11 protein-coding genes and 2 pseudogenes are annotated in these 15,222 nt (G+C 61.0%); 8 read left to right on the top strand and 5 right to left on the bottom strand.

Going from position 1 to position 15,222, the window contains the following annotated elements:
* Positions 1–110: 110 nt before the first annotated feature.
* The 3 genes from D460_RS0123485 (at position 111) to leuD (ending at position 1,655) form a co-directional block, all read left to right on the top strand.
* Positions 111–353: a hypothetical protein gene (locus tag D460_RS0123485; RefSeq protein WP_018901044.1), complete on the top strand. Its 243-nt coding sequence runs from the start codon at positions 111–113 to the stop codon at positions 351–353.
* Between the two features lie 137 nt (positions 354–490).
* Complete coding sequence (locus D460_RS0123480; protein ID WP_018901043.1) at positions 491–919, top strand: glyoxalase/bleomycin resistance/extradiol dioxygenase family protein; 429 nt, start codon at positions 491–493, stop codon at positions 917–919.
* A 127-nt stretch (positions 920–1,046) separates the two neighbouring features.
* Positions 1,047–1,655: a 3-isopropylmalate dehydratase small subunit gene (gene leuD, locus D460_RS0123475; RefSeq protein ID WP_018901042.1), complete on the top strand. Its 609-nt coding sequence runs from the start codon at positions 1,047–1,049 to the stop codon at positions 1,653–1,655.
* Between the two features lie 63 nt (positions 1,656–1,718).
* Here leuD and D460_RS0123470 read toward each other — a convergent pair whose 3' ends face one another.
* On the bottom strand, positions 1,719–2,651 hold the full coding sequence (locus D460_RS0123470; protein ID WP_018901041.1) for a pyridoxal-phosphate dependent enzyme: 933 nt from the start codon (positions 2,649–2,651) through the stop codon (positions 1,719–1,721).
* 182 nt (positions 2,652–2,833) lie between these two features.
* Between D460_RS0123470 and leuB the strand changes: the two genes are divergently transcribed.
* The 3 genes and pseudogenes from leuB to D460_RS0123455 form a co-directional block, all read left to right on the top strand.
* Positions 2,834–3,946: a 3-isopropylmalate dehydrogenase gene (leuB, locus tag D460_RS0123465; RefSeq protein ID WP_018901040.1), complete on the top strand. Its 1,113-nt coding sequence runs from the start codon at positions 2,834–2,836 to the stop codon at positions 3,944–3,946.
* Positions 3,947–4,065: 119 nt separating this feature from the next.
* On the top strand, positions 4,066–4,827 hold the full coding sequence (locus D460_RS0123460; RefSeq protein ID WP_018901039.1) for a phosphatase PAP2 family protein: 762 nt from the start codon (positions 4,066–4,068) through the stop codon (positions 4,825–4,827).
* Positions 4,828–4,909: 82 nt separating this feature from the next.
* A pseudogene (locus tag D460_RS0123455) lies at positions 4,910–5,629 on the top strand (phosphatase PAP2 family protein); the annotation flags it as partial.
* Between the two features lie 61 nt (positions 5,630–5,690).
* Here D460_RS0123455 and D460_RS0123450 read toward each other — a convergent pair.
* The 3 genes from D460_RS0123450 to D460_RS0123440 form a co-directional block, all read right to left on the bottom strand.
* Entirely contained in the window at positions 5,691–7,577 is a 1,887-nt protein-coding gene (locus D460_RS0123450) for an MFS transporter (RefSeq protein WP_018901037.1), read from the bottom strand.
* Between the two features lie 170 nt (positions 7,578–7,747).
* The gene (locus D460_RS0123445; RefSeq protein ID WP_018901036.1) at positions 7,748–8,101 is read right to left on the bottom strand and encodes a VOC family protein; all 354 of its coding nucleotides are present in this window, start codon (positions 8,099–8,101) and stop codon (positions 7,748–7,750) included.
* A 111-nt stretch (positions 8,102–8,212) separates the two neighbouring features.
* Positions 8,213–9,976 carry a glucan ABC transporter ATP-binding protein/ permease gene (locus D460_RS0123440; RefSeq protein ID WP_026283452.1) on the bottom strand — a complete coding sequence of 588 codons (1,764 nt, stop codon included), beginning with the start codon at positions 9,974–9,976 and terminating at the stop codon, positions 8,213–8,215.
* 327 nt (positions 9,977–10,303) lie between these two features.
* On the opposite strand from D460_RS0123440, the gene D460_RS0123435 reads away from it, so the two are divergent.
* The gene (locus tag D460_RS0123435; protein ID WP_026283451.1) at positions 10,304–11,047 is read left to right on the top strand and encodes a LuxR family transcriptional regulator; all 744 of its coding nucleotides are present in this window, start codon (positions 10,304–10,306) and stop codon (positions 11,045–11,047) included.
* A gap of 131 nt (positions 11,048–11,178) precedes the next feature.
* Positions 11,179–14,643, top strand: a complete 3,465-nt coding sequence (pyc, locus tag D460_RS0123430) for a pyruvate carboxylase (RefSeq protein ID WP_018901033.1) — start codon at positions 11,179–11,181, stop codon at positions 14,641–14,643.
* A gap of 251 nt (positions 14,644–14,894) precedes the next feature.
* On the opposite strand, the pseudogene D460_RS36495 reads toward pyc, so the two are convergent.
* Positions 14,895–15,222, bottom strand: a pseudogene (locus tag D460_RS36495) (IS481 family transposase); the annotation flags it as partial.

Raw genomic sequence — 15,222 nt, 5'->3', positions numbered from 1 at the left:
CGAATGTGTGTCAAGCTTTGTGACCGATGGCAAGACAACAAAAAGCCATGCTTATCTTGCAGAAGACAAGACGAAGGACCACATTCCTTTCCTAGAAAGGTTTCAAACCCATGCAGAATATTCGTTCCGTCTTCCTTTTGCTTGCAGGCATCACCGCATTCGCAGCATTGGCGCTCCTCACCTTTTCGGTGACGCTCGCCGTCGGCGCCATTCTGACGGTGCTGATGGTCGGCCGCGCTCTCTCGCTGAAGATGAAGGCGGCTCCGGTCTGCGCAAGGGCGAAGTCCAAGACGCGCGATGGTCAACCCATGCGCATCTGGAACGACGGTCGCGGCACGATCATCGATCTCTGATCGCGTTTTTTCTGATCGTTCCTGGCGTCCGCATTTATTTCATTCGGTCTGTCGGCTGGCGTTTTGCTCGCGCGTCCTAGATGCGGCAAGGCTTGTGGCTGCACAAGCATCACGCCCAGGCATCAATGGAGGACTGCATGGAAAGCGAAACGCAAACCGGCCAGATGGCCATGCCGCCGGTCAAGAACGGACTGCTCCCCTACATCACTGTCGACGGCGCGCTGAAGGCGGCGGAATTCTACAACAAAGCTTTCGGCGCCGAGCAGGCATTCGTCGTGCCGCCCGATGAAAATGGACGCACGATGCATGTGCATCTCTATATCAATGGCAGCTCGCTGATGCTGAGCGACGCCTATCCCGAACACGGTCATCCGTTCCGGCCACATCAGGGCTTCTCGCTTCAGCTCGTCGTCGACGATATCGATCTGTGGTGGGATCGGGCGGTGAAGGCCGGTGTCGAGGTGGTCATGCCCGTCGAGCGCATGTTCTGGGGCGATCGCTATGGTCAGCTGCGCGATCCCTTCGGCGTATCCTGGGCGATGAACGAGCCCGCCAAGGCCGGCTAGATCAGCCGCGCCCGGCCGGTCGATTCTTCAGGGCGCTGGCCGGGGCTGCAGATTCCCCTTCATTTTGCCGGGAAACTGGACTAAACGCTGATCAACACACTATCTCTGCCGAACTGGAGGCCAGGCCATGGAAAAATTCACCAAGCTGACGGGCGTCGCCGCCCCTCTGCCGGTTGTCAACATCGACACCGACATGATCATCCCGAAGGATTACCTGAAGACGATCAAGCGCACCGGCCTCGGCAAGGGTCTCTTCGCGGAAGCCCGCTACAATGAAGACGGCACGCCGAACGAGGATTTCGTCCTCAACAAGCCAGCCTACCAGAACGCCAAGATCCTCGTCGCCGGCGACAATTTCGGCTGTGGCTCCTCGCGCGAGCACGCGCCGTGGGCGCTTCTCGATTTCGGCATCCGCTGCGTGATCTCCACCAGCTTCGCCGACATTTTCTACAACAACTGTTTCAAGAACGGCATCCTGCCGATCAAGGTCAGCCCGGAAAATCTGGAAAAGCTCCTGGACGACGCCTCGCGCGGCTCCAACGCCATCCTGACGGTCGACCTGGAAAACATGGAAATTACCGGCCCCGACGGCGGCTCCATCAAGTTCGATCTCGATGCCTTCAAGCGTCACTGCATGCTGAACGGTCTCGACGATATCGGCCTGACGATGGAAAAGGGCAAGGAAATCGACCAGTTCGAAAAGGCTAACGCCGCTTCCCATCCTTGGGCCGCCTAAGCGCCTCGACAGGATTGCATGATCAAGCCGGCGGGTTCTCTCCCGCCGGCTTTTTCTTTGGCTTCAGAGCAGGCGCTCTCTCCACGTCTTGAGCTTTTCCAGCGACACGCCGATGCCGCCGCAGACCTCGATCAGTGGGTTCTTGAAGCGGGCGAGGAGGTCGGGGTGGGTGTCGGCGACGGCAAGGGCTGCGCCGCAGGCGGGTTCGATGAGGATGCGATAGGCGTCGGCGAATTTCAGGCAGGCGGCGACGGCTTCGGCGTCGGTCACCGTTACGCTCTCGATCGGATGATGCCTGGGAAGGTCGAAGACATGCTGGGCGACCTGGCGGGCGCCGAGCGAGGTGGCGATCGAGGTGATAGCGGGCAGGGTGATGCGTTCGCCGGCGGCCAGGCTGGCTTTGAAGGATGCGGCCCCTTCGGTTTCGACGGCGATGACGGGCACATCATCGAGGCCGTTGCGCTTCAGGCCGGCGACGATGCCGGCAAGCAGGCCGCCGCCGCCGACACTGGCAATCACGCAGTCGAATTCGGTGCCCTTGGCCACCACTTCGTCGATCAGCGTGCCGTGGCCTTCCCAGAGTAGTGGATGGTCGAAGGGGTGCACATAGGCGGCCGTGCGCTCTGCGGCGAGATTGACTGCATGGGCGTTGGCTTCGTCGAAGACCGAGCCATGGACGAGGACGGCGGCGCCGGTGGCTGCGATGGAGCGGCGGACGTCCTCGGAGGTGGTTTCCGGCACGACGATGGTGACGGGCACGCCGAGCGCGCGGCCGGCATAGGCAGCGGCGATGCCAGCATTGCCGCCGGAGGCGCAAAAGATTTCCTTCGCGCCGTTTTCCACTTCGTGCTGGCAGAGCCGGCCGACGCCGCGCAGTTTGAAGCTTCCTGCCGGCTGCAGCGCGTCCAGCTTCAGCCAGAGCGGCCGGTTTGCGGCGCTATAGTCGGCGGCAGTGCGAAACAGCGGGGTGTCGAGATGGAGCGGTGCGGCGGGCATGGGCGTTTTCCGGATCATGGTCACGATGCCCTTCTTGTTGCCCAGGCAAATTACGGGGTCAACCGATCGTTCAACTGATCGTTCAACTCTGGCGCCAACCGTACCGAAACGGCCTCTTGGTCGCTTGAAATGCCTTCTGTCGAGGGATAATAAGCCGCAACTTGTTTTTCCCGGAGGTTTCCATGACGACGCGCAATCTTTTCCTGCTGCCGGGTGACGGCATCGGTCCCGAGGCTATGGGCGAGGTCCGCAAGATCATTGCCTTCATGAACGAAGAGATGTCGGCTGGTTTCACCACCGACGAAGGTCTGGTCGGCGGTTGTGCTTACGACGCGCATGGCGCGGCGATCTCCGAAGCCGACATGCAGAAGGCGCTTTCTGCGGATGCGGTTCTCTTCGGTGCCGTCGGCGGCCCGAAGTGGGACGACGTTCCCTATGAAGTGCGTCCCGAAGCCGGCCTGCTGCGCCTGCGCAAGGATCTCGAGCTGTTCGCCAACCTGCGTCCTGCCATCTGCTACCCGGCGCTCGCTGCCGCTTCCTCGCTGAAGCCGGAGCTGGTCGAAGGCCTCGATATCCTGATCATCCGCGAACTCACCGGTGGCGTCTATTTCGGCGAGCCGAAGACGATTACCGATCTCGGCAATGGCCAGAAGCGCGCCATCGACACGCAGGTTTACGACACCTACGAGATCGAGCGCATCTCGGCCGTGGCATTCGAAATGGCCCGTACGCGCCAGAACCGCGTCTGCTCGATGGAAAAGCGCAACGTCATGAAGTCGGGCGTGTTGTGGAACCAGGTCGTGACCGCGACCCACAAAGACAAGTATTCGGACGTCAAGCTGGAGCACATGCTGGCGGATGCCGGCGGCATGCAGCTGGTGCGCGCGCCGAAGCAGTTCGACGTCATCGTCACCGACAACCTGTTCGGCGACATGCTCTCCGACGTTGCCGCCATGCTCACGGGTTCGCTCGGCATGCTGCCGTCGGCTTCGCTCGGCGCGCCTGATGGCAAGACCGGCAAGCGCAAGGCGCTTTACGAGCCGGTGCATGGTTCGGCGCCTGACATCGCCGGCAAGGGCATTGCCAACCCGATCGCGATGATCGCTTCGTTTGCCATGTGCCTGCGCTACTCCTTCGCCATGGTCAAGGAAGCCGACAACCTCGAAAAGGCGATCGCCAACGTGCTCGACCAGGGCATCCGCACCGCCGATATCATGGCCGACGGCGCCAAGAAGGTCGGCACGGTCGAGATGGGCGAGGCGATCCTTTCCGAGTTCAAGGCGCTTTCTGCCTGATATTTCACGTGAAACACGTTTCAGGCCCTTCGCATCTGACGATGCGGAGGGCCTTTGCATTGAAGCCGCCTATCGCGGCCCCTATCTCCCTTCTCTATTGAGAAAAGAGCGGGAGTGGAATGAGCGAGAGTGTCGATCGCGGGCTGGGTTTCTGGGGCTATCTGAAAAAGCGCTATCAGGCGCGCTGCACGATCCATCGCCGGGTACCCTGGAAGGGGTTTGCCTTTTCCGCGATCAACGCCGTGGCCATCGCCTTCTTCGTGTTCGATCGCCCGCTCGGTCTGGCCTCCAAGGAGTTGTCGGCGCCGTTGATATCGATCGCGGGCGATGTCACCGACATCGGCAGGCTCGCCTGGATTCTCGCGGGTCTCGCTACCATTCTTGCTGTTGCCTATCTGGTCCGCCGGCGGCTGTGGAAGGTGCGTGACCGGTTCCGGATGATCTATTTCGGGCAGATGACCTCCTATGTCGCGCTTTCCGTTCTGTTCACCGCCATCATCGCCAATACTCTGAAGTTCGCGATCGGGCGTGCGCGGCCGCTGATCTACGATCAGGAGGGTATCTTCAGTTTCGCGCCGTTCAACATGGATTTCCTGCACCAGAGCTTTCCCTCCGGCCACTCGGCCAATATCGGCGCGCTGTTCGTGGCGCTCGCGCTGCTTTTCCCACGATTTCGCTTGGGCTTCATCGGCATCGGGCTCTGGCTTGGCGCAACCCGAATCATCATCGGCGTGCACTATCCGAGCGACGTTACAGCGGGGCTTGCGCTGGGGGCGTGGATCGCCTTTGCCACATCGGTGCTGTTTGCGCGTTTCGGACTGGTGTTCTCGATCGGCCGCGATGGCGGATGGCCGATACCGCGGCTTAGCCGACTGCTTTAGAACGGTCGTAAAAAATCTGTATTCTGCTTCTGCTAGGTCTTGGCTGTTGATCGACAACCCCTGACCCGGACAGCCGACAGACATGAAATCCTTTCTCTCTTCGCTTGAGAAACGCAGGCTTCGTTGCAATCACGGTATGCCGCATCTGCGTTGGCAATCCTGTCTATTCGTCACGGTCAACGCCGTGATCCTCTCGCTTTTACTGTTTGACGGTCCTGTCGGAGGCGATCACGTGCCGCCCGCTATTCGCAGGATCGGGCTGATGCTGACCGATTTCGGCAAGTCCGACTGGATCATCATCGTCAGCGCCTTCCTTCTGTTTCAAGGCTGGGCGTCGTCGCGGACGGCGACAAGCATTCGCCACCGCCTGCAGGCGCTCAGGATCAGCTGGATCGGCTGCTATCTCCTGACCTCGATCGCGGTGTCGGGATTGGTCGCCAATCTGCTGAAGCGGTTGATTGGGCGGGCACGGCCGGAGCATTTCCAGGACTACGGCATCTTCTCGTTTTCGTCCTTCTCCGGTCATTCCTTCGAGAGCTTTCCATCCGGGCATGCGACGACGATCGGTGCCTTCTTCGCGGCCTTCGCGTTGCTCTTCCCGCGCTATCGCATCGCTTTCATCGCCTGCGCGCTTTGGTTCGGCATGACGCGGGTGATGGTGGGAGCGCACTATCCGAGCGACGTGATTGCCGGGCTGGCGCTTGGCGGCTGGTTCTCGATGATGATCGCCATCGTCTATGCGCGCCACAATCTCTTGTTCCGGCCGGGTATCGGCGGCTGGCCGCAGCCGAAGCGGCTGTTTCCGGCCATAGAAAACCCGGCGCCTTTGGAGCGCCGGGCGTGGTCTGTCGTCTCGGAAAAGATCAATCCATTGCGTGGATATCGCGGTTCTTGGTTTCCGGCAGGAAAATCAGGCCGATCACAAGCGTGATCGCGGCGAAGATGATCGGGTACCAGAGGCCGAAGTAGATGTCGCCGGTGGCCGCACTCATCGCGAAGGCCGTTGCCGGCAGCAGGCCGCCGAACCAGCCGTTGCCGATGTGATAGGGCAGCGACATGCCGGTGTAGCGGATGCGGGTCGGGAAGAGCTCGACCAGAAGTGCCGCGATCGGGCCGTAGACCATCGTGACGTAGAGAACCAGCACGAACAGGATGGCGATCGTGCCGATCCAGTTGACGCGAGCGGGATCGGCCGCCATGGCGAAGGTGCCACCGCCGGCGATATTGTAGACCGCCATGTCGGTGACGCCGTTGGCTTCATCCGCCGTCAGCAGCTTGGCCGCCACCAGCTTGTCGGCCGGCATCGTTTCCTTGGTCCCTGCGCGGATCGCATCGGCGTTAAGCGCAAGTTCCGGATTGGCGGCGATGAAGGCATCGAGCTTCGCGTCAGGCACCTTGATGGCACCACGGTTCAGTGGGTAGCCACCATCGTGGAGCGCGATGTTGACGCTCTTCTCGAAGGCCGCCGTCAGGCCCTTGGCCTTGTCGCCGGCTGCGACGGCGTCGAAGCTGGTGATGGTTTCGTCACCGATCTTCACAGTTGCTGGCTGGCCGGCAGGGCCGGGGACGACATCATAGGGCACCGAGTTCTTGGTCAGGAAGGCTGTCGCCACGTCGCAGGAGCTGGTGAACTTGGATGTGCCGGTCGGGTTGAACTGGAATTTGCAGTCCGTCGGATCGGCTGTGACCGTTGCCCGAACGGATGCCTGGGCTTCGGCGAGTGCCGGATTGGCGGTCCAGGTCAGGGCCTTGAACAGCGGATTGTAGGTGACGGCGGCGATCAACAGGCCGGCCATGATGATCGGCTTGCGGCCGATCCTGTCCGACAGGCCGCCGAAGATGACGAAGAACGGTGTGGCAAGGATGAGGGCCACGGCCACCATGATGTTGGCTGCCTGCAGGTCGACCTTCAGAACGTTTTGGAGGAAGAACAGCGAATAGAACTGTCCACCGTACCAGACGACCGCCTGGCCCATGGTGGCGCCAAGCAGAGCGATGAGGGCAATCTTGGCGTTCTTCCACTGACCGAATGCTTCCGTCAGCGGCGCCTTCGAGCCCTTGCCTTCCGCCTTCATTTTCTTGAAGGCAGGGGATTCGTTCATCCGCACGCGGATCCAGACGGAGACGCCGAGCAGGACGACCGAGACCAGGAACGGAATGCGCCAGCCCCAGGCGGCGAAGGCTTCCTTGCCCATGATGAACTGGACGCCGACGATGACGATCAGCGACAGGAAGAGGCCGAGCGTTGCCGTGGTCTGGATCCATGACGTGAAGTAGCCGCGACGGCCGTTCGGTGCGTGCTCGGCCACATAGGTGGCCGCCCCGCCATATTCACCGCCGAGCGCCAGGCCCTGCAGCAGGCGAAGCGCGATCAGGATGATCGGAGCAGCAATACCGATCGTGGCAGCACCGGGGAGGATGCCGACTAGGAAGGTCGAGAGACCCATGATCAGGATCGTCACCAGGAAGGTGTATTTACGCCCGACGAGATCGCCGAGGCGGCCGAAGACCAGTGCGCCGAACGGGCGAACCAGGAAACCGGCGGCAAAGGCCAGCAGCGTGAAGATGTTGCGGGTGGCTTCAGGATATTGGGTGAAATAGGTCGCGCCGATATAGGTGGCGAGCGAGCCGTAGAGATAGAAGTCGTACCACTCGAAAACGGTGCCAAGCGAGGAGGCGAAGATGACCTTCTTCTCCTCCGATGTCATCGGTCCGGCTTTCGCGCCCCCGACGCTTGCGACATTTGCCATGTTCTGTCCTCCACAGAATGATGTGAAATGCGGCGCGCGACCATACTCTCCTCAAAGCATACCCCTGGTCGCGGTTCGCCCGAGGAAAGTGTGCCAGAAAACACCACGCTTACGGAGAGCGGCTTTGGGATTATGACTTTAGTCTAACACCCCTTGCGCAGGCCTCTAGTTCAGCCTGTATGCGAGACGATGTTCACGAGGGTGCCAAAGGGGTCCCGGACATAGAAGCGTCGTACACCCCAGGGCTCATCGGCCGGCCCATAGGTGATTTCGAAACCGGCGGCGCTCATGGCTGAAAATGCCTCATCGACGTCATCGACTTCGATCGACAGGCCCGGCACGGGTGTTCCGGAGCCACCTTCGCTGGCAACGCTCACCTGAACCGCCATCTGCTGGTCGGAGCCATAGGTTGCTATCCAGCCGTGATCCATTAGCAGCTCAAGGCCGAGGATGTCCTGATAGAAAGACCTGGCGGCCTTCCGATCGATGGTCGCGATATTGGCGACAATTCGTTTGACCTGCATACGGGGCTCCCGGCTCAAGTTCCGGATTATCTAGACGTGCGGGCCTGTCAGGCAAGAAAAAAGCCGGATGGCGGACCATCCGGCTTCGATCGTTTTCGTGAAGTGCCTGTGTTAGGCGGCTTCGGTCGTGTGTGCCTTGCGGACTTCCTCGTCCGTCAGGATACCGCTGGCGCGCAGCAGCGCGGCGAAGCGGCCGTTGCTCTGGCTGAGCTCGTCGAAGCTGCCTTCTTCGACGACGCGACCGTTGTCGAGGAAGAGAACCTTGTCGGCTTCGCGAACCGTCGACAGACGGTGGGCGATGATGAAGGTCGTGCGGTTCTGACGAAGATTGTCGATCGCAGCCTTCACGCGGTTCTCCGTTTCGACGTCGAGCGCACTCGTCGCCTCGTCCAGCACCAGGATCGGCGCATCCTTGAGGATGGCGCGGGCGATGGCCACACGCTGGCGCTCGCCACCCGAAAGCCTGTTGCCGCGCTCGCCGACATGGGTGTCGTACTGGTCTTCGCGGGTCTCGATGAAGTCGGCTGCGGCGGCGGCTTCTGCCGCACGGCGCATGTCTTCATCCGAAGCGTTCTCCCGGCCGAGGCGAATGTTGTCGCTGATCGAGCGGTTGAGCAGACCTGCGTCCTGGAACACGGTGGCGATATAGCGACGCAGCGACTTGCGGGTGACCTTCGTCGTGTCGTGGCCGTCGACGAGGATCTGGCCGCTGTCAGGGTCGTAGACGCGCTGCAGCAGGTTGATCATCGTGGTCTTGCCCGAGCCGGTCGGACCGACGATCGCAACCGTCTGGCCAGCCTTGGCGGTGAAGGACACGTTGTGCAGGCCCTGTGCCGTGTTGCCGAAGCGGAACGACACGTTGCGGAACTCGACTTCGCCCTTCACGTCGGTGATGTCGGCGTTGCCGGCAGGCTCTTCGCGATCACGGACCGAGTCTTCGAGAGCATAGAAGTCCTCGAGCTTGGAACGGGCCTCGAAGATCTGCGAGGCGAACTGGCGCATCTGGTCGAGACGCGAGATCAGGAGGTTGGCAAAGCCGATGAAGGCAATGACGTCACCGATGCGCAGCTCGCCGGCCTGGACCATGACGGTACCGATGACGAGAATAATCATCATGGCGATGGTCGAGGCCATACGGTTCATCGCGCCGGCCAGCGCCCACCAGTCGAGAACTGGATACTGGGCCTGCAGCAGGCGTTCGGTGAAGGACCGCAGCGCCTTGGTTTCCGCTTCGATGCGGTTGTAGCTGTGCAGCACCGAGACGTTGCTGATCGAGTCGCTGACATGCGAGAAAACCGTGTGATAGTGGTTTTCGACCGAAGCCTGGCCATCTTTCGTGCGGCTCATCACGAGACGACCGATCAGCCAGTAGGCGATACCAAGCACGACAAGCACGCCGGACAGACGGACGTCCATCGAAATCGCCGTCGGGATGAGGATGGCGATGGCAACGGCGGTCGCGAGGTGGTTGCGCATGAATTCGAGCCAGAGGCCGAACAGCGTCTCGCAGGCGCGCAGCAGCGTATGCAGGGCATTGGACGTGCCACGCTGATGATGCCAGGAGAGCGGCATGGAAATGATGCGGCCGAAGGCTTCCGTCAGAAGCGTTGCACGACGGCCATGCGCCAGCCGGTCTGCCTCGCGGGCGACCAGGACGAAGGCAATGGTGTTGAAAACGGCAAAACCGGCCCACATGAACAAGATCGGCTTGACCTCGCCTTTGCCGGAAATTGCATCTATAATGCGGCCGAAAAGGATCGGCTCGGCGATGGTGATCGCTGCGAGCACGATGTTCGCGATAACGACCAGGGATACGCGGAACTTATAGGCGCCAAGATAGCGCAAAGCTCTTGCATAGACCTTGAAAAGCGACACGGCGAATTCCTCTTTGTGCATCTGCGAAACAGCGGATGTTGCGATGCTACAAAAACCTATCTGAACTGGCGATTAACAAGGCATTCATTGTTGGAGTTTCGCCGTCGCTCCGATGCTCGCTTTCATGAGCAGATGTCAGATGTGGTAAAATTTCTTAGGGAAATAAAAAGGCCCGACATTTAACCCTTGCGTTGTCGCGTCAAACTGGCACAACCATAAACGATATTCTGAACTCTAATTTCAATTGCATCGATAACCGTTCGCTATCGGGGCAGTCCTGTCGCAGCGGCTTCACTTAAAAGCCTGGGATGGGATGGGGGCATTTTAGTGAATATTCATTCATTAATTCAATTACTTGTCGTTCTTGAGGAGTGCCGGAAACCGGAAGCGGTGGTCGATGAGCTTAAGCACGTCATCCTGTCTTATGGCTTCGAGTTTCATGGATTGCTCCGGTATCCGAAACACAGCGAAGATCTGACCGCGGCCGTGCTTGCCGGCGAGTGGCCCGAGGGTTGGCCGCAGGTTTATGTCGGCAAGAAATACATGCTGAACGATCCGACGATCCGATATCTCGCCTTCGCGCAACAGCCGTTCCGCTGGAAAGATGGCTTGGCTGCATTCCGAAAAGATCCGCACTATCGGCGGATGGAACAGGTGATGTCCGCTGCCGCGGGCTATGGCCTGAAGGACGGCTACATGTTTCCGATCCATGGGAGAAGCGGCGTGCTCGGCTATCTGCGCGTCGGCGGCAAGCCGGTCGATCTGTCGCCGATCGAGATCACCCTGTTCGATGCGATCGCCAGGCGGGCTTTCTGGCGCATTCTCGAGCTGCGCGGTGAAGACGGTTCAGTAACGGATGATCTGCCTGGCGCCGACACAAGGCTGACGCGCCGGGAAATGGAAATCCTGCAGTATCTCGCGGAAGGATTGACGTCGGTCGAGATCGGCAAGCTGTTGCAAATCTCCAACCATACTGTCGACTGGTATATGAACGGCCTGCAGGACAAGCTGAAGGCAAAGAACCGCCAGCATGCCGTGGCCGTTGCTTTCCGCCACGGGCTCATTAGCTAGAGTCTGGCCGGGCTAGTTTAGAGAAATTCGATCTGGTGTCGTCGTGGGAAATTGAACTTTCCGTGACAGCGGGTTAAGACTCCTTTCGCGGGTGCAGCATTGCCCGTTTTTATGCCGTGAGGAGACTGCATTTGCCCATTTCCAAGATCCTTGTCGCCAACCGTTCCGAAATTGCCATCCGCGTGTTTCGCGCTGCCAACGAGCTCGGGATAAAAACGGTCGCGATATGGGCTGAGGAAGACAAACTGGCGCTGCATCGCTTCAAGGCGGACGAGAGCTATCAGGTTGGCCGCGGTCCGCATCTTGCGCGCGACCTCGGCCCGATCGAAAGCTATCTGTCGATCGACGAAGTCATCCGCGTCGCCAAGCTCTCCGGAGCGGATGCGATCCATCCGGGCTACGGCCTGTTGTCGGAAAGCCCCGAATTTGTCGATGCCTGCAACAAGGCCGGCATCATCTTCATCGGCCCGACGGGCGACACGATGCGCCAGCTCGGCAACAAGGTGGCGGCCCGCAATCTGGCGATCTCGGTCGGCGTTCCCGTGGTGCCGGCCACCGATCCGCTGCCTGACGATATGGCCGTCGTCGCCAAGATGGCCGACGAGATCGGTTATCCCGTCATGCTCAAGGCTTCCTGGGGTGGCGGCGGTCGCGGCATGCGCGCCATTCGCGATCCGAAGGACCTTGCCCGCGAGGTGACCGAAGCCAAGCGCGAGGCGATGGCCGCCTTCGGCAAGGACGAGGTCTATCTCGAAAAGCTGGTCGAGCGCGCCCGTCACGTCGAAAGCCAGATCTTGGGCGATACGCACGGCAATGTCGTGCACCTCTTCGAGCGCGACTGCTCGATCCAGCGCCGCAACCAGAAGGTCGTCGAGCGCGCGCCAGCCCCTTATCTCTCTGAAGCGCAGCGCCAGGAACTTGCCGCCTATTCGCTGAAGATCGCGGGCGCCACGGGCTATGTCGGCGCCGGCACTGTCGAATATCTGATGGATGCCGATACCGGCAAATTCTACTTCATCGAAGTCAATCCGCGCATCCAGGTCGAGCACACGGTCACCGAAGTCGTCACCGGCATCGATATCGTCAAGGCGCAGATCCATATTCTCGACGGCTTCGCGATCGGTACGCCGGAATCGGGCGTTCCCGCACAGGCCGATATCAAGCTCAACGGCCATGCCCTGCAGTGCCGCATCACCACCGAGGATCCGGAGCACAACTTCATCCCGGATTACGGCCGCATCACCGCCTATCGTTCGGCTTCCGGCTTCGGCATTCGTCTCGATGGCGGCACGTCCTATTCAGGCGCCATTATCACCCGCTATTATGATCCGCTGCTGGTCAAGGTCACGGCCTGGGCACCGAGCCCGTCGGAAGCGATCTCGCGTATGGACCGCGCGCTGCGCGAATTCCGTATCCGTGGCGTCGCCACCAACCTGACCTTTCTGGAAGCGATCATCACGCATCCGAAGTTCAAGGATAACAGCTACACCACGCGCTTCATCGACACGACGCCGGAACTGTTCCAGCAGGTCAAGCGCCAGGACCGCGCGACGAAGCTCTTGACCTATCTGGCCGACGTCACTGTCAACGGTCACCCCGAGGCCAAGGATCGGCCGCGCCCGACCGCGGATGCCGCAGAGCCCGTCGTGCCCTACACCAATGGCACGACGATCAAGGACGGCACCAAGCAGCTGCTCGATACGCTGGGTCCGAAGAAGTTCGGCGAATGGATGCGCAACGAAAAGCGCGTGTTGATGACCGACACGACGATGCGCGACGGCCATCAGTCACTGCTCGCGACCCGCATGCGCACCTACGACATCGCGCGTATCGCCGGCACCTATGCGCATGCGCTGCCGAACCTGCTCTCGCTGGAATGCTGGGGCGGCGCCACCTTCGACGTTTCCATGCGCTTCCTCACGGAAGATCCGTGGGAGCGCCTTTCGCAGGTGCGCGAGGCGGCGCCGAACCTCCTGCTGCAGATGCTGCTGCGCGGTGCCAACGGCGTCGGTTACAAGAACTACCCAGATAACGTCGTCAAATACTTCGTCCGCCAGGCCGCTGCCGGCGGTATCGACCTCTTCCGCGTCTTCGACTGCCTGAACTGGGTCGAGAACATGCGCGTGTCGATGGATGCGGTCGCCGAAGAGAACAAGCTCTGCGAAGCGGCGATCTGCTATACCGGCGACATCCTGAACTCGGCGCGCCCGAAGTACGATCTGAAGTACTACACCGATCTCGCCGTCCAGCTCGAAAAGGCCGGCGCGCATATCATCGCGCTGAAGGACATGGCGGGCCTGTTGAAGCCAGCCGCCGCTAAGGTGCTCTTCAAGGCGCTGCGCGAGGCGACAAGCCTGCCGATCCACTTCCACACGCACGACACCTCGGGCATCGCGGCCGCGACCGTTCTCGCTGCCGTCGACGCCGGCGTCGATGCTGTCGATGCCGCCATGGATGCGCTGTCGGGCAACACCTCGCAGCCGTGCCTCGGCTCGATCGTCGAAGCTCTGCGTGGTTCGGAACGCGATCCGGGTCTCGATCCGGAATGGATCCGCCGCATCTCCTTCTACTGGGAAGCGGTGCGCCACCAGTACGCGGCCTTCGAAAGCGATCTCAAGGGACCGGCGTCTGAAGTCTATCTGCACGAAATGCCGGGCGGCCAGTTCACCAATCTCAAGGAACAGGCGCGTTCGCTCGGCCTCGAGACCCGCTGGCACCAGGTGGCACAGGCCTATGCCGATGCCAACCAGATGTTCGGCGATATCGTCAAGGTGACGCCGTCCTCCAAGGTGGTCGGCGACATGGCTTTGATGATGGTCTCCCAGGATCTGAGCGTCGCCGACGTCGTCAGCGCCGACAAGGAAGTGTCCTTCCCCGAATCCGTCGTCTCGATGCTGAAGGGCGATCTCGGTCAGCCGCCGTCCGGCTGGCCGGCAGCGCTGCAGAAGAAGGCGCTGAAGGGCGATGCACCCTACACGGTGCGTCCCGGCTCGCTGCTCGAGGATGCCGATCTCGATGCCGAGCGCAAGACGATCGAAACCAAGCTGGAGCGCGAGGTCAACGACTTCGAGTTTGCCTCTTATCTCATGTATCCGAAGGTCTTCACCGACTTCGCGCTGGCATCCGACACATACGGCCCGGTCTCCGTCCTGCCGACGCCTGCCTATTTCTACGGTCTTGGTGACGGCGAGGAGCTGTTTGCCGATATCGAGAAGGGCAAGACGCTCGTCATCGTCAACCAGGCGATGAGCGGCACCGACAGCCAGGGCATGGTCACCGTGTTCTTCGAACTTAACGGCCAGCCGCGCCGCATCAAGGTTCCGGATCGCGCCCATGGTGCCACCGGTGCCGCCGCCCGCCGCAAGGCGGAGCCGGGCAATGCCGCCCATGTCGGCGCGCCGATGCCGGGCGTCATCTCCCGCGCCTTCGTCTCGGCCGGCCAGACGGTCAGCGCCGGCGACGTGCTCGTGTCGATCGAAGCCATGAAGATGGAAACGGCGATCCACGCCGAGAAAGACGGCACGATCGCCGAAGTTCTCGTCAAGGCGGGTGACCAGATCGACGCCAAGGACCTGCTGGTCACTTATGCGGGTTAAATGGTGCGGGCGGGCGTCGTGTCATGCGGCGCCCGATCAGACTTGTTGCACAGTTGCATTTTTGCGGTGTGCCGTGTCGTTTCAATAGGTTACGGACGCGGCCACCCACTCCGCCGTCATCCTCGGGCTCGTCCCGAGGATCTGCCAAGGGTCCCACTTGCTCGACGTGAATGGACACTTGGCGCCTTGTTCTCTCCGGCGCATGTTGATCCGTCGCGAATGCCAGGACCGTTGAACTCTGGGAGGCGTGCTTAGATCCTCGGGACGAGTGTAAAGCCCGGAGACATCCCTGACAGATGTTCGGAGACATGCCTGACACTCACGGCGTGTTCGTGAGGTCGATTTTGGCGACCTTGGTTGCGCCGAAGAAGACGCCGTATAGGCCGTCGCGGTCGAGCGGACGGATGGCCAGGCATTCTCCCTTGAAGGCGCCGGGCACGCGCCAGGCCTGACCCTTGAAGACGATGTAGCCCTTGGTCGTGCTGATGCGACGGACGATCTCGCCGCTGTCGTAGACGGGCTCCGGCAGGCGCTTGGGAAAAGGTCTCGGCGATGGGCTGTAGCGACTGGCCGGCACCG

This window comes from Rhizobium sp. 2MFCol3.1, assembly GCF_000377565.1.
GTDB lineage: Bacteria > Pseudomonadota > Alphaproteobacteria > Rhizobiales > Rhizobiaceae > Rhizobium.
This window is presented reverse-complemented; position numbering and strand designations above follow the sequence as displayed.

Excerpts from the sequence above, each read along its gene's own strand:
- D460_RS0123485 (WP_018901044.1), top strand. The coding sequence starts at position 111 with ATGCAGAATATTCGTTCCGTCTTCCTTTTGCTTGCAGGCATCACCGCA.
- D460_RS0123480 (WP_018901043.1), top strand. The coding sequence starts at position 491 with ATGGAAAGCGAAACGCAAACCGGCCAGATGGCCATGCCGCCGGTCAAG.
- leuD (WP_018901042.1), top strand. The coding sequence starts at position 1,047 with ATGGAAAAATTCACCAAGCTGACGGGCGTCGCCGCCCCTCTGCCGGTT.
- D460_RS0123470 (WP_018901041.1), bottom strand. The coding sequence starts at position 2,651 with ATGCCCGCCGCACCGCTCCATCTCGACACCCCGCTGTTTCGCACTGCC.
- leuB (WP_018901040.1), top strand. The coding sequence starts at position 2,834 with ATGACGACGCGCAATCTTTTCCTGCTGCCGGGTGACGGCATCGGTCCC.
- D460_RS0123460 (WP_018901039.1), top strand. The coding sequence starts at position 4,066 with ATGAGCGAGAGTGTCGATCGCGGGCTGGGTTTCTGGGGCTATCTGAAA.
- D460_RS0123450 (WP_018901037.1), bottom strand. The coding sequence starts at position 7,577 with ATGGCAAATGTCGCAAGCGTCGGGGGCGCGAAAGCCGGACCGATGACA.
- D460_RS0123445 (WP_018901036.1), bottom strand. The coding sequence starts at position 8,101 with ATGCAGGTCAAACGAATTGTCGCCAATATCGCGACCATCGATCGGAAG.